Genomic DNA, 19639 nt, shown 5'->3' on the forward strand with positions numbered 1-19639 from the left:
TCCCGTGAAGGTCCTCGTCATCGGCGGCGGCGCCCGCGAACACGCCCTGTGCCGCTCTCTCTCCCTCGACCCCGACGTCACCGCTCTGTACTGCGCTCCCGGCAACGCCGGTATCGCGGAGGTGGCCGAACTGCACCCGGTCGACGCACTCGACGGCGACGCCGTCGCGCGCCTCGCCACCGACCTGGGCGCCGACCTGGTGGTCGTCGGCCCGGAGGCGCCGCTCGTCGCCGGGGTCGCCGACGCCGTGCGCGCCGTGGGCATCCCCTGCTTCGGTCCCTCCGGTGAGGCGGCCCAGCTGGAGGGCTCCAAGGCGTTCGCCAAGGACGTGATGGCCGGGGCCGGCGTCCCGACCGCCCGCAGCTACGTCTGTACCAACCCCGCCGAGATCGACGCCGCCCTCGATGCCTTCGGCGCCCCGTACGTCGTCAAGGACGACGGTCTCGCCGCCGGCAAGGGAGTCGTCGTCACCGACGACATCGGGGCGGCCCGCACCCACGCGCTGGCCTGCGACCGCGTGGTCATCGAGGAGTTCCTCGACGGGCCCGAGGTCAGCCTCTTCGCGATCACGGACGGCACCACCGTGCTGCCGCTCCAGCCCGCGCAGGACTTCAAGCGCGCCCTGGACGACGACGAGGGCCCCAACACCGGTGGCATGGGCGCCTACTCCCCGCTTCCGTGGGCCGATCCCAAGCTGGTCGACGAGGTCATGGAGTCGGTGCTCCAGCCGACCGTCGACGAGCTCCGCCGCCGCGGCACCCCGTTCTCCGGGCTGCTGTACGCGGGCCTCGCGATCACGTCGCGCGGCGTCCGGGTGATCGAGTTCAACGCCCGTTTCGGTGACCCCGAGACCCAGGTGGTCCTGGCCCGCCTGAAGACCCCGCTGGCCGGTGTCCTGCTGGGTTCCGCCAACGGTTCCCTCGACGAGCTGCCCCCGCTCACGTGGCGCGACGAGGCTGCCGTCACCGTGGTCGTCGCCTCGCACAACTACCCGGGTACGCCGCGGACGGGCGACCCGATCGAAGGGCTCGACGAGGTCGCGGCGCAGGATGCCCCGCATGCGTACGTCCTGCACGCCGGGACCAGGCGGGACGGCGACACGATCGTCAGCGCGGGCGGCCGGGTGCTGTCCGTGACCGCGACCGGCAAGGACCTCGCCGCCGCCCGCGAGCGGGCCTACACAGCGGTGTCCCGGATCCGGCTCGACGGCTCGCAGTTCCGTACGGACATTGCCCGGAAGGCCGCAGAGGCCTGAGACCGGCCGCCGAAGCCTGAGACCGGACGACCACCAAACGCCCGCTGACGCGCCCGCTGACGCGCCCCTGCCCCAAGGGCAGCGGCGCGTCAGCACCTTTGCCCAAAGCCATTCCATCGAGTGACGGCTGAGCCATCCGGATGACGCCCGCCGAGGCCCCAACTAGGGTGCGGCGCAAGCATTCCGGCACTTGGCCCACTGGCATTGCGATGTCAGTGACGGGTGCCACAGTGGGGGAGTGAACAACACCGCCGCGGGGGCAGAGGGGGTGACGTCCGGCCGTGTCCGGTACCGGTACAAGTGAGGAGCTGGGTGCGCAGAGTGCGCGCGCCCGAGCTCTTGCTCTGCTGCGCATCCGCAGCAGAGCAACGGCCGCGGCCATCCTGCCCGCGGCGGCCGCCGTCGTGCTGTTCGTCGCCGGCGCCCAGGGCCTTGCCGTCGGCAGCGGCTGGGACACGGCGCGCTGGGCCGTGACGGCCTGCGCGGTCGTCGTGCTCCTGCTCGCCGCGGCGGTCGCGCTCGCGGTCGTACGGGCGAGGCCGGCGATCAGCCCGACCGTTCCGCTCGCCGAGGAGGCCGCCCCCGATCTCTACCGCCTGGTCAGGGACCTCGCCGACCGGCTCGGGGTCCCCGCTCCTTCGGCGATAGCCCTCACGCCCGACTGCGACAGCTGGCTGGAGGACCGTACGCACCCCGCGGCGCAGCCCGCGGCCGGCCCCGGAGCGGATCGCGGGGCGGATCCAGGGGCACGTCCGGCGGGACGGACCCGTCGCCGGGTCCAGGCGGCTCCGGTCCTGGTCATCGGTTCGCCGTTCCTGTGGTGGATGCGGGTCGCGGAGCTACGGGCGGTGCTCGCCCCGGTCGTCGCGGGCACGGGCCCCTCCGCGCATCCCGACATAGCCGCGGCGCGCCGTTTCGTACGAGGGCTGGACGGAGCGGTTGCCGACGCCGCCGTGCCCGTTCCCGGGCCGCTGTCCGGGGTGCGCGGTGTGCCGCGCGTCTTCGTCGGCTGGATCGCCCGGCTGCTGCTGCGCAGTTGTCGCGGCCATGCCGCTGAAATGGAACGGGGCGTCGCCGCCGCCGCGTCGGTTCGGGCACAGGCTGTGGATTACGGCCTGCGGATCGTCGCCCAGGAGCAGGTCGGCCTCGCCTACGCGGGCTGGGACCGGCTGCTCACCCGGGTCGCGCTGCCCGCCTGGCAGATGGGCCGCTGGCCGTCCCGGCTGGACGCGGGCGTCGTATCCGCACTCACCGAGCTTTCCCGGCGCGACCGGCTCGCCGACGGATTCACCTCGCGCCTCGGCGAACGCCCCGCGTGTGACCTCCTGGAGGAGCCGGGCGCGGCCGACGAGGCGGCGTCGCTGCTGGCCGCCCGGCTTTTCCACGGCGGCCCGGCGGAGTCCGGTCTCGACTGGTCGCCCGTCGACTGGCAGCAGTATCCGGAAGAGGTGGTCGACCGGAAGTGGCGCACCGAGGCCGCACGCCTGCACCGAGTCCTCGATTCGATGGGCACGCCGCCCGCACCGGCCGCCGACAGCCACGGCCCCGGCCCCTGTCACGGCCCCGGCCTCGACTCCCACCGTCCCGCATTCCCCACGGACATCAGCACCACGGACATCAGGACCACCGACATCGGCGCCACGGAAATCGCCGCCACCGACATCAGCACCACCGACATCAACCCCGGAGTGCCCACGCTGGCGCGTGTCGTCGAGCATCTGGCAGGCCGGAGCGAGAGCGGCGAGGAGCTCGCGGCCGGAATCAGCGCCGCGATGGCCCGCGAGGAGGCCGTGGCCCAACGGCCCCCGGCCGGCGGCACATCGGGCCTGGCGGGCGTCCCTGGCGGTGCTCACGCGGGCGGCGACGCCCCGGACATCTGGGGCCCCGACCCCCTCCCGATCTTCCCCCTCCAGCCGCCCCGTACGGGCACGGAGCTGCTCGCCGACCACGTCGCGGCGATGGTCTGCTGCGCCGCTGTCGACACGGCGGGCGCCGCACCCGGACTCGACTGGCTCGACGGTCCCGCGCTGCTGGTCGACGGCGAGCGCCGGGCGGATCTGGGCATCTCGGTCCTCAGCCTGGTCGAGGACGGCGACGCGGGACCACTGCGTTCCTGGCTCGCATCGGTCGGCGTACGCACCGACAAACCCGTCCGTCTCGTCTGAACCACGGACCTCGCCAACAAGCCCGACAGGCGCCACCGCACCCCCAATACCCGGAAAGTCAGGTTCCGTTCACGTCAATTCGCGACGAACGGTGACGGTGTGCGTGCGTTATGTGATGTGCTGGGGATCGACGCTGACAGTCGGCGCAGCACCGTTGGCGCACCGATGGCGCACGGCCGGAAGCGGTCACCGGTGATATCGCCGTCGGCCGTCACCGATGACGATCGGCCGGTGTCTCACTGTTGTTGTCCGAGGGACCGAGGGAGGGGAGCGATATGGGGGCGGAGCAGATTCGTCGATGGGAGTCGGGTGCCCTCGCGCACGCCGTCTCCGATCCCTTCGGCCAGGGCCCCCTCCCCTGGCTGCGCGGCAGTGAGAATTACTTCGACGACACCGGACATGTCGTCCCCTGGTACGCGGACCCCACGCTGGCCCGCGGCTCAACCGGCGGCGGTACGCGTACGGCCGACGACGTGCACCGTCAGATCAAGGGCTTCATCTCCACGGGCGCCGCGGCCCCCGGCGAGGCGATCGACTTCCACGTCACGGTCGACCCGCCCCAGCAGTTCTCCGTGGACATCTACCGCATCGGTCACTACGGGGGCGACGGCGCCGCCCAGATCACCACGAGCCCCCGGCTCTCCGGCATCGTCCAGCCGGCCCCGCTCACCGCCGACCGCACAGTCTCCTGCCATCACTGGTGGCAGTCCTGGCGGCTGCAGATCCCCTCGTACTGGTCGATCGGCGCGTACGTCGCGGTGCTCACCACGGTCGACGGATACCGCTCCCACATCCCGTTCACCGTCCGCGACGATCACCCGGCCGATCTGCTGCTCGTCCTGCCGGACATCACCTGGCAGGCGTACAACCTCTACCCCGAGGACGGCCGCACCGGCGCCAGCCTCTACCACGCGTGGGACGAACAGGGCCGGCTGCTCGGCGAGGAGGACGCGGCGGTCACCGTCTCCTTCGACCGCCCGTACGCAGGCGCCGGCCTGCCGCTCCACGTCGGTCATGCCTACGATTTCATCCGCTGGGCCGAGCGTTACGGCTACGACATCGCGTACGCCGACACCCGCGATCTGCACGCGGGCCGGATCGACCCGGGCCGCTACCGGGGCCTGGTCTTCCCCGGCCACGACGAGTACTGGTCGGTGCCCATGCGCCGTACCGCCGAACTCGCCCGCGACAGCGGCACCTCGCTCGTCTTCCTCTCCGCCAACACCATGTACTGGCAGGTCAGCCTCGCCCCGGCGCCGTCCGGCGTCCCGGACCGGCTGCTCACCTGCCGCAAGCGACGAGGTCCGGGAAAGCCCGCGCTCTGGCGCGAGATCGACCGCCCCGAGCAGCAGCTCCTCGGCATCCAGTACGCGGGCCGGGTCCCCGACCCGCACCCGCTGGTCGTACGGAACGCCGAACACTGGCTGTGGGACGCGACGGGCGCCGGCGAGGGCGACGAGATCGACGGCCTGGTCGCGGGCGAGGCCGACCGCTACTTCCCGCGCACCGCACTCCCCGAGCACGAGAATCGCATCCTGCTCGCCCACTCCCCGTACCTCGACAGCGAGGGAGTCAAGCGTCACCAGGAGACGTCCCTGTACCGGGCCCCGTCCGGCGCCCTCGTCTTCGCCTCCGGGACCTTCGCCTGGTCTCCGGCCCTGGACCGCCCCGGCCATGTGGACCCCCGCATCCAGCGCGCCACCGCCAACCTCCTCGACCGCATCTGCAAGCGCGACTGAAACGCCTCCGCGACCCACGCCCGGCGCCACGGGCGCCCCGCTCCACCCCACCTCACCCCGATACGGGAGAATCGGAACGACTCCTGGATCAACCTACGCGGAGGCAGCGTGTCCGGATTTGTAGAAAAGCCCGAGCCAGTGCAGGTCCCGGGGCTCACCCACCTCCACACCGGCAAGGTGCGCGACCTGTACCGGAACGAGGCCGGCGACCTCGTCATGGTCGCCAGCGACCGCATGTCCGCGTACGACTGGGTCCTGCCCACCGAGATCCCGGACAAGGGCCGGGTGCTCACCCGGCTCTCGCTGTGGTGGTTCGGCCAGCTCAGCGATCTCGTGCCGAACCACGTCCTGTCCACGGAGCTCCCCGCCGGAGCCCCCGCGGACTGGGCCGGCCGCACTCTGATCTGCAAGTCGCTGCGGATGGTCCCGGTCGAGTGCGTCGCCCGCGGCTATCTCACCGGTTCGGGCCTCGCCGAGTACAACGAGTCCCGCACCGTCTGCGGCCTCGCGCTGCCCGAGGGCCTCGTCGACGGCTCCGAGCTTCCGACGCCGATCTTCACCCCCGCCACCAAGGCGGCCGTCGGGGACCACGACGAGAACGTGAGCTACGAGGAGGTGGCCCGCCAGGTCGGCGAGGAGACCGCCGACCGGCTGCGCCGCACCACGCTGGACGTGTACAGCAGGGCTCGTGACATCGCGCGTGAGCGCGGGATCATCCTCGCCGACACGAAGTTCGAGTTCGGTTTCGCGCCCACCGCCGACGGCGGCGAGGAGCTGATCATCGCGGACGAGGTGCTGACCCCGGACTCCTCGCGCTTCTGGCCCGCCGCCACCTGGAAGCCGGGCCGGGCCCAGCCCAGTTACGACAAGCAGTTCGTGCGCGACTGGCTGACCTCACCGGCCTCCGGCTGGGACCGCCAAAGCGAGCAGCCGCCCCCGGCGCTGCCCCAGGAGATCGTGGACGCGACCCGGGCGAAGTACTTGGAGGCGTACGAACACCTCACCGGTACGCCCTGGAAGTAAGCGACTTGGAAACGAAGAAGCCCCCGGCCGAAAAGGCCGGGGGCTTCTTGCTGAACCGAGCGGACGACCAGGTTCGAACTGGCGACCTCAACCTTGGCAAGGTTGCGCTCTACCAACTGAGCTACGTCCGCAAGCGCCGAAGCGCGAGAACCACTATACCCATCCCCGCTCGCGTGCGAGACGCACCGCCGCATGTCGGTCTCCGCCCCGAGCTTCGAGGCGGCCGCCGAGAGGTGGTTCCGTACGGTTCCCTGCGACAGCGAGGCCCACTCCGCGATCTCCGCGACCGGCGCCCCGTCGGCCGCCCACTCCAGCACCTCCGCCTCTCGCGCGGCCAGCAGCGAGTCCCCGGCGGAGATCGCGTCGGCCGCCAACTCCGGGTCCACGTAACGGTTTCCGGCATGAACAGTACGGATGGTCCCGACCGGCTGCCGGGCGCTGACGGTCTCGGTACGAAGGCCCGCGCGCCCGCCGCGAGTGCCCGTTTCGGATGGCCCGGCCGGCTGCGACTCGTCGCGATCACCGTCCGGCAGCCGGGCAGTTCGGCCCGCAAAGATGTGGCGACACTCACACCGGGGACACTCACTCCGAGATGGGCCCGCGGCATGGCCGACGCCTCACCGGTCGGCCGGGCGCATCGGTGGCCATGGAATCGGTGGCCAGGGAATACGACGAAGGCCCTGGTCGATATCGACCAGGGCCTTCGAACAAACCGATCAAGAGCGGACGACGAGATTCGAACTCGCGACCCTCACCTTGGCAAGGTGATGCTCTACCAACTGAGCCACGTCCGCATTGCTGCCGTCATTGTACCCCCTGTAAGAGGATCCATCGAGCGGTGCGAGCACTACTCTACCCGATTCACCGGAGTGGTCGATAAGAGCGATGCAGAGCGGGTGACAGGAATTGCACACTGCGCCTTCCCCCTGGAAGGGGGATGTTCTGCTACTGAACTACACCCGCACGCTGCGTGAGGTTCGGCTTTGCGGCCTTGCCCCTCGGCGTGCTCCAGACTTTAGCCGACCTGCGGGGGTGTAGCGCAAGTCGGTGGCCGCGCGGTGTCGTCGAGGGGTGCGCCAGAACGCCCGAAGATCGTCCCGGAGCCCGGTCGCGGTGACCGGTGCGGGCGCCCTGTCCGGGCGATCCGACTCTGAGGCCCGCACGGGGGCGGGCCTCAACTGGCTTCACTGAACGCCTCGTAGACCTTCTTGGGGATCCGGCCGCGGGCCGGCACCTCCACCCCGTGGGAACGGGCCCAGGCGCGCACGGCCGCCGGGGCGGGTGCGAGTGAGGTGTGCCGGTACGAGGCGGGAGTCCTGCCGCGCTTACTGGCATTTGTCTGCTTTCGGCCCGCTGTGATGTACGGCGCCAGAATCTTGCGCAGTTTCTTTGCGTTGGACTGGCTGAGGTCGATCTCGTACGACTTCCCGTCCAGGGAGAAGGTGACCGTTTCCGTCGCTGCTCCCCCGTCGATGTCGTCGAAGAGGGTGACCACTACGCGCTGAGCCACGGATATCGGTCCTTTCCTGCGGCATCGGCGCGTCTGGCATGCGCTGATGCCGGTCTTCCGGCTGTCAGGCGGAAGCGGGTGGATGTGAGTCGGCCGGCGTCGGCCGATTAGGGCAATTCTGCATTCCCCGGTAATCATTTGTACAGCGGTGGGTGCCGCATTGTGAAGCCCATCCAATTAACTCCGCGTGTCAGCCTTCTATGTGTGTCATCGGTGAGGATTTTTTTGCAGGACTTTCCCCAAGTGTTGTCACGCCGATATCCGGGAGCGAACGACGGTTCTCCATATCTACCCGCGTAGAAAATCTGGCCAGGTAGGCTGAGGGGACCTGCGGGGGTCTGGGGAGCCCCCCGGAGAAACAGCCGCACCACACCACCACCGGGAGTGCCAGTGGCACGCGTCGTAGTCGACGTCATGCTCAAGCCCGAGATCCTCGACCCGCAGGGACAGGCGGTGCAGCGCGCACTGCCCCGTCTCGGCTTCGAGGGAATCGCGGACGTACGTCAGGGAAAGCGTTTCGAGCTCGAGGTCGAGGGGCCGGTCGACGACGCCGCCCTCGGTCGTATTCACGAGATGGCCGAGACTTTCCTTGCCAACACCGTCATCGAGGACTTCACCGTGAAGGTGGAGAAGGTCGAGGAGTCGAAGTGACTGCTCGTATCGGAGTCGTCACCTTTCCCGGCACGCTCGACGACAAGGACAGCCTGAGGGCCGTACGGGTCGCGGGCGCCGAACCCGTATCGCTGTGGCACCGCGACAAGGACCTGCACCAGGTCGACGCGGTCATCCTGGCGGGCGGATTCTCCTACGGCGACTATCTGCGGGCCGGAGCCATCTCCCGCTTCTCGCCGGTCATGGAGACGATCATCGAGAACGCGCGGGCGGGGATGCCGGTCCTCGGCATCTGCAACGGCTTCCAGATCCTGACCGAGGCGCATCTGCTGCCCGGCGCGATGCTGCGGAACAACCACCTGCACTTCATCTGCCGCGACCAGAAGCTGCGCGTCGAGAACGCGGAGACGGCCTGGACCTCGGACTACTCCGCGGACCAGGAGATCTCCGTACCGCTCAAGAACATGGACGGGCGTTACGTCGCCGACGAGCGGGTGCTCGACGAGCTGGAGGCGGAGGGCCGGGTCGCCTTCCGCTACTTGGACGTGAACCCCAACGGCTCGCTGCGCGACATCGCCGGCATCACCAACGCGGCGGGCAACGTCGTCGGTCTGATGCCGCACCCGGAGCACGCCGTCGAGCCGCTGATCGGCACCGGCCGCACCGACGGTCTCGGTTTCTTCACCTCGATCATCAAGAAGCTGGTCAACGCATGAGCCTGGATACGGTCAAGCACGCGGCCGAGACCCCGGACGTCGCACAGCCCTGGAAGGAGCTCGGCCTCAAGGAGGACGAGTACGCCCGGATCCGCGAGATCCTGGGCCGCCGTCCCACCGGCGCCGAGCTCGCCATGTACTCCGTGATGTGGTCCGAGCACTGCTCGTACAAGAGCAGCAAGGTCCACCTCAAGCAGTTCGGCGAGAAGGTCCCCGCCAACGACGCGATGCTCGTCGGCATCGGTGAGAACGCCGGTGTCGTCGATGTCGGTCAGGGGTACGCGGTCACCTTCAAGGTCGAGTCGCACAACCACCCCTCGTACATCGAGCCCTACCAGGGCGCGGCGACCGGCGTCGGCGGCATCGTCCGCGACATCCTCGCCATGGGTGCCCGCCCCGTCGCGGTCGTCGACCCGCTGCGGTTCGGCGCGGCCGACCACCCCGACACCAAGCGCGTCCTGCCGGGCGTCGTCGCGGGCATCGGCGGCTACGGCAACTGCCTGGGTCTGCCGAACATCGGCGGCGAGGTCGTCTTCGACGCCTGCTACCAGGGCAACCCGCTGGTCAACGCCGGCTGCATCGGCGTGATGAAGCACGAGGACATCCACCTGGCCAAGGCCTCCGGGCCCGGCAACAAGGTGATCCTCTACGGCGCCCGTACCGGCGGCGACGGCATCGGCGGCGTCTCGGTGCTGGCCTCGGAGACCTTCGAGTCGACCGGCCCCGCGAAGCGCCCGGCCGTCCAGGTCGGCGACCCGTTCCAGGAGAAGCTCCTCATCGAGTGCACCCTGGAGATCTTCCGGGAGAAGCTCGTCGCGGGCATCCAGGACCTCGGCGGTGCGGGCCTGTCCTGCGCCACGTCCGAGCTGGCCTCCGCGGGCTCCGGCGGTATGCGCGTCGAGCTGGACACCGTGCCGCTGCGCGACTCCTCCCTCTCGCCCGAGGAAATCCTCATGAGCGAGTCGCAGGAGCGCATGTGCGCGATCGTCGAGCCGCAGCACGTCGAGCGCTTCCTGGAGATCTGCGAGAAGTGGGACGTCATCGCCACCGTCATCGGTGAGGTGACCGAGGGCTCCCAGCTGGAGATCTTCTGGCACGGCGAGCAGATCGTCGACGTACCGCCGCGGTCCGTCGCCCACGAGGGTCCGACGTACCACCGCCCGTTCGCCCGTCCGTCCTGGCAGGACGCGCTGCAGGCCGACGACGCGGGCAAGCTGGCCCGCCCGGCGAACGGCGCGGAGCTGCGCGAGCAGGTCCTCCAGATGGTCGCCTCGCCGAACCAGGCGTCGAAGTCCTGGATCACGGACCAGTACGACCGGTTCGTGCAGGGCAACACCGTGCTCGCGATGCCCGAGGACGCCGGCATGGTCCGGATCGACGAGGAGTCGAACCTGGGCGTGGCCATGGCGACCGACGGCAACGGCCGGTACGCCAAGCTCGACCCGTACACCGGCGCGCAGCTCGCGCTGGCGGAGTCGTACCGCAATGTCGCCGCCTCCGGCGCCAAGCCGCTCGCGATCTCGGACTGCCTGAACTTCGGTTCGCCCGAGGACCCGGACGTCATGTGGCAGTTCGCCGAGGCCACCCGTGGTCTCGCGGACGGCTGCCTGGAGCTGGGCACTCCGGTCACCGGCGGCAATGTGTCGCTGTACAACCAGACCGGTGAGACGGCGATCCACCCGACGCCGGTCGTGGCCGTGCTCGGTGTGATCGACGATGTCACCCGGCGTACGCCGGTCGCCTTCGCGGAAGAGGGCCAGCTCCTCTACCTGCTGGGCGACACGCGCGAGGAGTTCGGCGGCTCGGCCTGGTCCGAGGTCGTCCACGGCCACCTGGGCGGCATGCCGCCCAAGGTCGACCTGGGCCGCGAGAAGCTGCTCGGCGAGATCCTGATCTCGGCCTCCCGCGACGGCATGATCGACGCGGCGCACGACCTCTCCGACGGCGGCCTGATCCAGGCGGTCACCGAGTCCTGCCTGCGCGGCGGGAAGGGTGCCCGGCTGGTCGTGCCGGACGGACTGGACGCGTTCACCTTCCTCTTCTCCGAGTCGGCGGGGCGCGCGGTCGTCTCCGTTCCGCGGAGTGAGGAGCTTCGCTTCAACGACATGTGCGGGGCGCGGGGGCTGCCCGTCACCCGCATCGGTGTCGTGGACGGCGAGGAGATCGAGATCCAGGGCGAGTTCAGCATTCCGCTGAGCGAGCTGCGCACGGCGCACGAGGAGACCATTCCGGCTCTGCTCGCCTGACACAACGGTTCCTGACAACGGTCCCTGATGGGGACGGCCCCGCCCGGTTCATTTTCCCGGGCGGGGCCGTCCTCGTACGGGGACCGCATGCGCGTGCCTTTCCGGTCAGTGGCCGATGGCTGCTGGTTCGGCGTTGACGACCGATGCCTCACCGGCCGCCCGGTCCGGTTCCTGCCGTCCCGGCAGCCGGGTCGCCAGGACGGTGGCTGTCGCCGACGAAACGATGTCCGTGTCGAGCACGGCCGGCAGGATCGCGGCGATACAGAGCGCGAAGCCGATGACGCGCTGACGGTCGGTCATGGCTGTGGGCATGACGGGGCTCCCCTTCTGAGCGGCGTGGCGCTGCTGCGGTCGGGCACCACCATGACCCAAGAAAATATACCGAGTCAAAAGTTAATCCTGGATCAACATTCATCCTGGTACAGTGATGCCATGATTGAGGGGATGGGCCTGCGCGAGCGCAAGAAGCTCCAGACGCGGCGCCGACTGCTGGCCGCGGCCACCGAGCTCTTCGCAGAGCGGGGCTTCGACAAGGTCTCGGTCGCCGAGATCGCCGAGGCGGCCGAAGTCTCGAAGATGACTGTCTTCAACTACTTCGCCAGCAAGGAGGACTTGGTCCTCGCTCCCATGGAGGAGCACGTCGGCGATGTCGCGCGGGCGGTACGGGACAGGGCCCCCGGCCAGTCGGCCCTGGCCGCCGTGCGCGCTCAGTTCCTGGCCGCCGTCGAGAGCCACGACCCCTCGACCGGAATGAGCGACGCGCCGGTGGTGCTCGGGGTGCGCCGGCTGATCCAGGAGACCCCGGCGCTGCTGACCCGGGTTCACGCGTTCTCCATGCGCTCCTTCGACCTGCTCACCGAAGCCCTGGTCGAGGAGGGGGAGGAGCCGCCCGTCGCCCGGATCGCTGCCGCCCAGCTGATCGGTACGCGCAACGCCCTCATCCACGCGAACCAGTTGCGGCTGCTGGCGGGGGAGCCGGCGGACGCGGTCGCGCCGGCTGCCGTCGCGCTCGCCGAGCGCGGCTTCGGCCTGCTCGCCAACGGCCTGGGCGACTTCGCGACCCGGCCCTGAGGCCGCCGGGTCGACGGGGCCGGGGCGCCTGTCCGGCCCTGATCCGCCGGACGGGCCTCTGGCTCGTCCCGGACGGGCCGCAGCGCTCCCGACGGGCGGCAGCGTCCCGGACGGGCGGCAGCGTCTCCGGCGGGCCGCAGTGCTCCCGACGGGCGGCAGCGTCCCGGACGGGCGGCAACGCCTCCGACGGGCCGCAGCGTCTCCGGCGGGCCGCAGCGCTCCCGACGGGCGGCAGCGCCCCGGACGGGCGGCAACGTCTCCGACGGGCCGCAGTGCTCCCGACGGGCGGCAGCGTCCCGGACGGGCGGCAACGTCTCGGACGGGCGGCAGCGTCTCCGGCGGGCCGCAGTGCTCCCGACGGGCGGCAGCGTCCCCGACGGGCGGCAGCGTCCCCGACGGGCTTCCGGGCCCCCTGGCACGGGCCTTGGGCCCCCGGACAGGCCGTAGGCTCCCGGGCATGCCGCCGTCCCAGAAACGCGCCCGCCGCTACGACCCGGTCAGGACCCGCAGCGCGGTCCTTGCGCAGTTCGCCCATGTCCGGGAAGCCGTTCGCACGCTGACGCCCGGACAGCTCGCGCTGCCGACCCGGCTCGGCGACTGGACCGTGCGCGAACTGGCCGTACACCTGACCATGGCGCTCTCGACCGTCACCCGGAACCTGGAGCTGCCGGAACCCGCCTCGGCGAAGCCGGAGCTCACGCTCCTGGAGTGGCCGTTCTCGACCGCGGACCGGGCGGCGCGCATCGCGGACGACACCAAGGCGCTCGCCGCGGACCGCCCCGACCTGGACGCGCTGTACGGGGAGGTGGCCGGGCGGCTCGACGAACTGGTGCCCGGAGCCGGAACCGAGCGCCTGCTGCCGACCCGGGTCGGGGTGATGCGCCTGGCCGACTTCCTCGTCACCCGTACCGTCGAACTCGTCGTGCACACCGACGACCTGAACGAGGCGGCCGGCCTCGACATCCCGTACGACCGGCAGGCGCTCGCCGCCTGCACCCGGCTGCTCGCCGACGCCCTCGCGGAGAAGGCGCCGGGCGGCTCGGTCGAGGTGCGCGTCCCGCCGTTCGCCGTCGTCCAGTGCGTGCAGGGCCCCAAGCACACCCGCGGTACGCCGCCCAATGTCGTCGAGACCGATCCGCTCACCTGGATCCGGCTCGCCACCGGGCGTACCGGGTGGGCGCAGGCGCTCGACGCCGCGAAGGTCGACGCCAGCGGAGAGCGGGCCGATCTCGCCGCACTGCTGCCCCTCATGGGCTGAGGGGGTGAACCTCCCGAGCCCCGGCGGCGCGTCGCGGACTGCCCGGAGAAGCCGCATACCGGGCTCCCCGGTGTGAGGCTCACCACGAAACGGACGTTCGGCCGGACTCCGCGTCGGGGCGCCGATCGGTTCACCGAGCGCCACCACCGGGCCCCGGCGACCGCCGCGTCCCGAGTGGCCGAAACCGATTTGTATGTGGCCGCTGATCCGGGCGCCGACCGCCCTGTGGCCGTTCCGCACCCCGTGCCGTATTCCGTCCCGGGCCTCGCCACATACCGGAAATGATCACTCCGAGTCACCGTCCGGAACGGTCCCCGAACCACCCCTGGGAGCGCTTCCCCGGTGCTCGGGCCCGCTATCCCGAATTCGGACCAGTGGTCGATCTCGCCTACACTCGGTGGCGTGCCCCGTGGTGATGGACGACTCAACCACGACCTGCTCCCCGGAGAGAAAGGCCCCCAGGACGCTTGCGGCGTCTTCGGTGTCTGGGCTCCGGGTGAAGAGGTCGCCAAGCTCACCTATTTCGGACTGTATGCCCTGCAGCACCGTGGACAGGAGTCCGCGGGCATTGCTGTGAGCAACGGGTCCCAGATCCTGGTCTTCAAGGACATGGGACTGGTCTCGCAAGTCTTCGACGAAACGTCTCTGGGATCTCTCCAGGGCCATATTGCGGTCGGTCATGCCCGCTACTCCACCACCGGTGCCTCGGTGTGGGAGAACGCGCAGCCGACGTTCCGTGCGACCGCGCACGGCTCGATCGCCCTGGGTCACAACGGCAACCTGGTCAATACGGCCCAGCTCGCCGAGATGGTCGCCGACCTTCCCCGCAAGGACGGCCGCGCCACCCAGGTCGCCGCGACGAACGACACCGATCTGGTGACCGCGCTGCTCGCCGGCCAGACCGACGACGACGGCAAGCCGCTCACCATCGAGGAGGCCGCCGCCAAGGTGCTTCCCGATGTGAAGGGCGCCTTCTCGCTGGTCTTCATGGACGAGCACACCCTCTACGCCGCCCGTGACCCGCAGGGCATCCGCCCGCTGGTCCTCGGCCGCCTGGAGCGTGGCTGGGTGGTGGCCTCCGAGTCCGCCGCCCTCGACATCTGCGGTGCCAGCTTCGTCCGCGAGATCGAGCCGGGCGAGCTCGTCGCCATCGACGAGAACGGCCTGCGCACCTCGCGCTTCGCGGAAGCGAAGCCCAAGGGCTGTGTCTTCGAGTACGTCTATCTGGCCCGCCCCGACACCGACATCGCCGGGCGCAATGTCTACCTCTCCCGGGTGGAGATGGGCCGCAAGCTGGCCGCCGAGGCCCCCGTCGAGGCCGATCTGGTCATAGCGACACCGGAGTCCGGCACCCCCGCCGCCATTGGTTACGCGGAGGCCAGCGGCATCCCGTTCGGCGCCGGTCTGGTGAAGAACGCCTATGTCGGCCGGACCTTCATCCAGCCGTCCCAGACCATCCGCCAGCTGGGCATCCGCCTCAAGCTGAACCCGCTCAAGGAAGTCATCAAGGGCAAGCGCCTGGTGGTCGTCGACGACTCGATCGTCCGCGGCAACACCCAGCGCGCACTGGTCCGGATGCTCCGCGAGGCCGGGGCCGCCGAGATCCACATCCGGATCTCGTCCCCGCCGGTGAAGTGGCCCTGCTTCTTCGGCATCGACTTCGCGACCCGCGCCGAGCTGATCGCCAACGGCATGACCGTCGACGAGATCTGTACGTCGATGGGTGCCGACTCGCTCGCGTACATCTCGCTCGACGCGATGATCGAGGCGACGACGATCGCAAAGCCGAACCTGTGCCGCGCCTGCTTCGACGGTGAGTACCCGATGGAGCTGCCCGACCCGGAGCTGCTCGGCAAGCAGCTGCTGGAGACCGAGCTGGCGGCAGGCCCCGCGGCGACCGCGGCGTCCGACGCACTGCGTCGTCCGTGACGGTCCAGCCGTACATCCCTGGCCACCAGCCCCGTATTTCCACACGAAAGATCCCAGGCAATGTCTGAGACAACAGGTGCTTCCTACGCGGCAGCGGGCGTCGACATCGAGGCCGGCGACCGTGCTGTCGAGCTGATGAAGGAGTGGGTGAAGAAGACGCGGCGCCCCGAGGTCCTTGGTGGCCTGGGCGGTTTCGCCGGACTCTTCGACGCCTCGGCCCTCAAGCGTTACGAGCGTCCGCTGCTCGCCTCCGCCACCGACGGCGTCGGCACGAAGGTCGACCTGGCCCGGAAGATGGGCGTGTACGACACGATCGGCCACGACCTCGTCGGCATGGTCGTCGACGACCTGGTCGTCTGCGGGGCCGAGCCGCTCTTCATGACCGACTACATCTGCGTCGGCAAGGTGCACCCCGAGCGTGTCGCGGCCATCGTGAAGGGCGTCGCCGAAGGCTGTGTCCTCGCGGGCTGCGCCCTGGTCGGCGGCGAGACCGCCGAGCACCCGGGCCTCCTCGGTCCGGACGACTTCGATGTCGCGGGCGCCGGTACGGGCGTGGTCGAGGCCGACCACCTGCTCGGCCCGGAACGTATCCGTAAGGGTGACGTGGTGATCGCCATGGCGTCGTCCGGTCTTCACTCCAACGGGTACTCGCTCGTCCGGCACGTGGTCTTCGACCGGGCCGGCTGGGCGCTGGACCGCGAGGTCGAGGAGTTCGGCCGGACGCTCGGCGAGGAGCTCCTGGAGCCCACCAAGATCTACTCGCTGGACTGCCTGGCCCTGACCCGTACGACCGAGGTGCACGGCTTCAGCCATGTCACCGGCGGCGGCCTGGCCAACAACCTCGCCCGGGTCATCCCTGACGGGCTGCACGCCCGGGTCGACCGTGCCACCTGGATTCCCGGCGCGGTCTTCGACCTGGTCGGCAAGGCCGGTCAGGTCGAGCAGCTGGAGCTGGAGAAGACGCTCAACATGGGCGTCGGCATGATCGCGATCGTTCCGGCCGAGTCCGTGGAGGTGGCTCTGACGACGCTGGCCGACCGCGGCGTCGACTCCTGGGTCGCCGGCGAGATCACGGAGCGCGGGGCACACACCTCGGGCGCGGAGCTGGTGGGCGGGTACGCGCGCTAGGCACGGGGCCACCGGGGACGCCCGGTGGCCGTTCCGTACTCTCCCTGCCCGGGCAATGCACCCGAGCGCTGTCCTCAGGTCCTCGACCGACCGGAGCAGCGCGGACCTGCCGGATCACAGCAGCGTGGAAGAACCGGATCGGGGTAGCACAGAACCCGGTCCGGGACGGGCCCGGACCGGGTTGATGTGTCAGCGCGAGGTCAAACGCCGCGGCGCTTGGGCGACGGACCGGACTTGTCGTCCTCGTCCTCGTCCTCGTCGTCGTTGTACAGATCCGCGTACTGTGCGTACGGGTCATCCTCCTCGTCGTCGTCCTCGAACGGCTCTGCGTTCGGTGGCTGACTCGAAGGCGATGCGCCCAGCTCATTGGCCAGACGCGACAGGTCAGTCCCGCCGGTGCTGTACTTCAGCTGACGGGCGACCTTGGTCTGCTTGGCCTTTGCCCGGCCGCGCCCCATGGCTCGACCCCCTCGGTGACGGGGCTCGACGGCCCCAGAGTCTTGACACGCGTTCATGTTTCAGGACGGACTCTCGGTAGAGAGACCGTGCCCGTAGGGCTTTAACGGTACCTGCTTCCGAAGCCATACGGTACGCCGCCCGCATCACGCACCCCGGAAGAGGACCGGCGAGAAGCCCCGTCCTCGCTGGTCAACTGCGATTTTAACCTCTTCTCGGCGTGCGACCCGCCGACCGACGTGAGTCTTGTCTCGTCGGCCGGCGAGCGTGCGCCCCGCCGGCCGACGAGGACAACGAGTGACGGTCCGCGACCGTCGGTCACGAAGCGGAGCGACGCGCTTCGGCCATGCGCTGCTCGGCGATGCGGTCGGCTGCGGCAGCCGGCGGAATGCCATCCGCCTTCGCACGTGCGAATATGGCCAGCGTGGTGTCGAAGATCTTCGATGCCTTGACCTTGCACCGGTCGAAGTCGAAGCCGTGCAGCTCGTCGGCGACCTGGATGACACCGCCCGCGTTCACCACGTAGTCGGGTGCGTACAGGATCGACCGGTCGGCGAGGTCCTTTTCGACGCCGGGGTGCGCGAGCTGGTTGTTGGCCGCGCCGCACACCACCTTGGCGGTGAGTACCGGGACCGAGTCGTCGTTCAGGGCGCCGCCGAGCGCGCACGGGGCGTAGATGTCGAGGCCCTCGGTACGGATCAGCGCGTCGGTGTCCGCGGCGACGGCGACCTCGGGGTGCAGCCCGGTGACGCGGCGCACGGACTCGTCCCGCACATCCGTGATCACGACCTCGGCACCGTCCGACAGGAGATGCTCGACGAGGTGGTGACCGACCTTGCCGACTCCCGCGACCCCCACTTTTCGGCCACGCAGCGTCGGGTCGCCCCAGAGGTGCTGGGCGGAGGCCCGCATGCCCTGGAAGACACCGAACGCGGTGAGGACCGAGGAATCGCCGGCGCCGCCGTTCTCGGGGGAGCGGCCGGTGGTCCAGCGGCACTCGCGGGCGACGACGTCCATGTCGGCGACATAGGTGCCGACGTCGCAGGCCGTGACGTAGCGGCCGCCGAGCGAGGCCACGCACCGGCCGTAGGCCAGCAGCAGTTCCGTCCGTCGGGCGCCCTGGATCTGCGCCGAGTCTCCGATGATCACGGCCTTACCGCCGCCGTGGTCGAGACCGGCCATGGCGTTCTTGTACGACATACCGCGCGACAGGTTCAGCGCATCCGCGACGGCCTCCTGCTCGGAGGCGTACGGGTAGAAGCGGGTACCGCCGAGGGCCGGGCCCAGAGCGGTGGAGTGGATGGCGATGACGGCCTTGAGTCCGCTGGCACGGTCCTGACAGAGCACGACTTGCTCGTGCCCCCCCTGATCCGAGTGGAACAGGGTGTGCAGTACATCGACAGGCACGCCGGTCACATCGGTCACTGTGGTGACTCCCAAGTACGAAGCGGCGGAAGACCCTCCTGAAGGTGGGGAGGGCCACGGACCGGCCGGCACGGCCGGTCCGACTGGGCAAGAGCGTAAGTCCTACGCGGACGTAGATCTGTTCCAGTGCTCAGGATCACCCCCCGGCGGAGTACGGGCATGACACGATTTGCTGCATGTCGGTGGTGTCTTCGGTGCTCGTCCCTTACGCGTCCTACCTCCGGGTGTACGAGCCGCTGGCCGCCTTCCCGGAGTCCGAACGCGCCCACTGGGCCCGCTATGCCGGGCGCTCGCACATCCCCACGGCCCAGGACGAACTGCGCCGCTCGCTGGCCGACTTGGTGGCCACGCCGCCGGTCGGCGTGCCGGTGCACGAGAGCGGGGACGCGTTCGTTGCCGAGGTCGACGGTGTGGTGTGCGTCTGCCCGTGGCGGACCAGGCTGCGCGGCTGGCTGGCGCTGGACGAGCTGATGGAGATGTTCCCGGGGCCGGTGCTGGACGCGGTGCTGCCGCCGGTGGTGCGCGGGCAGGCGGTCGCGGACCACGAGCGGTGGGCGGAGCGCAATCCGGACGCCAGGCCCTGGATCCTCTCCTCCGTGTGGCAGGTCCCGGTGCGCTGGTTCGTGCTCTTCTCCGACGAGGAGCGGGAGTACACGGCGGCGGGCGAGGGCGGTGAGCCGCCCGTGCTGCGCTACCGGACGCCGATGGTCCAGGCCCGGCGCCGGCTGGCCAGGACGCTGAAGACGCTGCGCGAGACCGTGGACGAAGGTCCGCTGACCGAGGGGCTCGTGGACGTGGGGCGCTGGCTGGAGGAGTTCCATCCGCGCGCCCTGGTCGAACTGGACTACGGCGGTCTGGTGCACGCGCTGCCGGCGGAGCAGCTCGCCGGGGACCGGTCGGCCGCCGATGTGGCCGAGGGCATCGCGGCGCTGCGGGCCGGCGATGCCGACGGGGCGAGTGAGGCGTACGGGCGGCTGGCGGAGCGCTGGCGAGCCGTGAAAGACCGTCAATTCGCGAATTGACAGGGCCTCGTCCGCGTCTGAACCTGTGTCCCGTGTGACACGTGAGGCTGAGGGGGCGGGAGCCTACCCCAGTGGTCTTAGGAC

16 protein-coding genes, 3 tRNA genes and 1 pseudogene are annotated in these 19639 nt (G+C 70.2%); 12 read left to right on the top strand and 8 right to left on the bottom strand.

Translation table 11 applies throughout. The features are described from left to right. Positions 1-4: 4 nt before the first annotated feature. The 4 genes from purD to OH735_RS19520 all read left to right on the top strand — a co-directional run bounded on the left by purD (position 5) and on the right by OH735_RS19520 (position 6182). Positions 5-1255 carry a phosphoribosylamine--glycine ligase gene (gene purD / locus OH735_RS19505; protein WP_406382800.1) on the top strand — a complete coding sequence of 417 codons (1251 nt, stop codon included), beginning with the start codon at positions 5-7 and terminating at the stop codon, positions 1253-1255. Between the two features lie 281 nt (positions 1256-1536). After that, on the top strand, positions 1537-3420 hold the full coding sequence (locus tag OH735_RS19510) for a hypothetical protein (protein WP_406382801.1): 1884 nt from the start codon (positions 1537-1539) through the stop codon (positions 3418-3420). Between the two features lie 275 nt (positions 3421-3695). Next, positions 3696-5159 (top strand): N,N-dimethylformamidase beta subunit family domain-containing protein, encoded by a 1464-nt coding sequence (locus tag OH735_RS19515; RefSeq protein ID WP_406382802.1) that lies wholly within the window; start codon positions 3696-3698, stop codon positions 5157-5159. 108 nt (positions 5160-5267) lie between these two features. Continuing rightward, positions 5268-6182, top strand: a complete 915-nt coding sequence (locus tag OH735_RS19520) for a phosphoribosylaminoimidazolesuccinocarboxamide synthase (RefSeq protein WP_406382803.1) — start codon at positions 5268-5270, stop codon at positions 6180-6182. 58 nt (positions 6183-6240) lie between these two features. Here the strand turns inward: OH735_RS19520 and OH735_RS19525 are convergent. The 5 genes and pseudogenes from OH735_RS19525 to OH735_RS19545 form a co-directional block, all read right to left on the bottom strand. Beyond that, a tRNA-Gly gene (locus OH735_RS19525) sits at positions 6241-6313 on the bottom strand. 22 nt (positions 6314-6335) lie between these two features. After that, positions 6336-6801: pseudogene (locus tag OH735_RS19530) on the bottom strand (DNA-binding response regulator); the annotation flags it as partial. 102 nt (positions 6802-6903) lie between these two features. After that, positions 6904-6976 (bottom strand) — tRNA-Gly (locus tag OH735_RS19535). A 97-nt stretch (positions 6977-7073) separates the two neighbouring features. Then, positions 7074-7145, bottom strand: a tRNA-Gly gene (locus OH735_RS19540). Positions 7146-7356: 211 nt separating this feature from the next. Continuing rightward, positions 7357-7692: an Lsr2 family protein gene (locus OH735_RS19545; RefSeq protein ID WP_406382804.1), complete on the bottom strand. Its 336-nt coding sequence runs from the start codon at positions 7690-7692 to the stop codon at positions 7357-7359. A 390-nt stretch (positions 7693-8082) separates the two neighbouring features. Here OH735_RS19545 and purS point away from each other — a divergent pair, with 390 nt between their 5' ends. The 3 genes from purS to purL are packed head-to-tail and all read left to right on the top strand — an operon-like array spanning position 8083 to position 11266. Further along, positions 8083-8343, top strand: coding sequence for a phosphoribosylformylglycinamidine synthase subunit PurS (gene purS, locus OH735_RS19550; RefSeq protein ID WP_406382805.1), 261 nt, complete (start codon positions 8083-8085; stop codon positions 8341-8343). Beyond that, positions 8340-9020, top strand: coding sequence for a phosphoribosylformylglycinamidine synthase subunit PurQ (gene purQ, locus OH735_RS19555; protein WP_406382806.1), 681 nt, complete (start codon positions 8340-8342; stop codon positions 9018-9020). The genes purS and purQ overlap by 4 nt, the downstream gene beginning before the upstream one ends. After that, complete coding sequence (purL, locus tag OH735_RS19560) at positions 9017-11266, top strand: phosphoribosylformylglycinamidine synthase subunit PurL (protein ID WP_406382807.1); 2250 nt, start codon at positions 9017-9019, stop codon at positions 11264-11266. Before purQ ends, purL begins: the two co-directional genes overlap by 4 nt. 105 nt (positions 11267-11371) lie before the next feature. Here purL and OH735_RS19565 read toward each other — a convergent pair whose 3' ends face one another. After that, a complete protein-coding gene (locus tag OH735_RS19565; protein ID WP_406382808.1) occupies positions 11372-11578 on the bottom strand; it encodes a hypothetical protein in 207 nt (68 codons plus the stop codon). A 120-nt stretch (positions 11579-11698) separates the two neighbouring features. Between OH735_RS19565 and OH735_RS19570 the strand changes: the two genes are divergently transcribed. From OH735_RS19570 to purM, 4 genes are all read left to right on the top strand, one after another. After that, entirely contained in the window at positions 11699-12337 is a 639-nt protein-coding gene (locus tag OH735_RS19570; protein WP_406382809.1) for a TetR/AcrR family transcriptional regulator, read from the top strand. A 457-nt stretch (positions 12338-12794) separates the two neighbouring features. Beyond that, positions 12795-13595 (top strand): sterol carrier family protein, encoded by an 801-nt coding sequence (locus tag OH735_RS19575; protein ID WP_406382811.1) that lies wholly within the window; start codon positions 12795-12797, stop codon positions 13593-13595. A 402-nt stretch (positions 13596-13997) separates the two neighbouring features. Next, entirely contained in the window at positions 13998-15524 is a 1527-nt protein-coding gene (purF, locus tag OH735_RS19580; protein WP_406382812.1) for an amidophosphoribosyltransferase, read from the top strand. 60 nt (positions 15525-15584) lie between these two features. Continuing rightward, positions 15585-16652, top strand: coding sequence for a phosphoribosylformylglycinamidine cyclo-ligase (purM, locus tag OH735_RS19585; protein ID WP_406382813.1), 1068 nt, complete (start codon positions 15585-15587; stop codon positions 16650-16652). 200 nt (positions 16653-16852) lie between these two features. Here the strand turns inward: purM and OH735_RS19590 are convergent, their stop codons facing one another. Both OH735_RS19590 and OH735_RS19595 read right to left on the bottom strand, forming a co-directional pair. After that, the gene (locus OH735_RS19590) at positions 16853-17110 is read right to left on the bottom strand and encodes a DUF3073 domain-containing protein (protein WP_406382814.1); all 258 of its coding nucleotides are present in this window, start codon (positions 17108-17110) and stop codon (positions 16853-16855) included. Positions 17111-17426: 316 nt separating this feature from the next. After that, a complete protein-coding gene (locus tag OH735_RS19595; RefSeq protein ID WP_406382815.1) occupies positions 17427-18533 on the bottom strand; it encodes a Leu/Phe/Val dehydrogenase in 1107 nt (368 codons plus the stop codon). A 176-nt stretch (positions 18534-18709) separates the two neighbouring features. On the opposite strand from OH735_RS19595, the gene OH735_RS19600 reads away from it, so the two are divergent. Next, the gene (locus tag OH735_RS19600) at positions 18710-19555 is read left to right on the top strand and encodes a hypothetical protein (protein ID WP_406382816.1); all 846 of its coding nucleotides are present in this window, start codon (positions 18710-18712) and stop codon (positions 19553-19555) included. Positions 19556-19639 lie beyond the last annotated feature (84 nt).

The organism is Streptomyces sp. NBC_01618 (assembly GCF_045209435.1).
GTDB lineage: Bacteria > Actinomycetota > Actinomycetes > Streptomycetales > Streptomycetaceae > Streptomyces.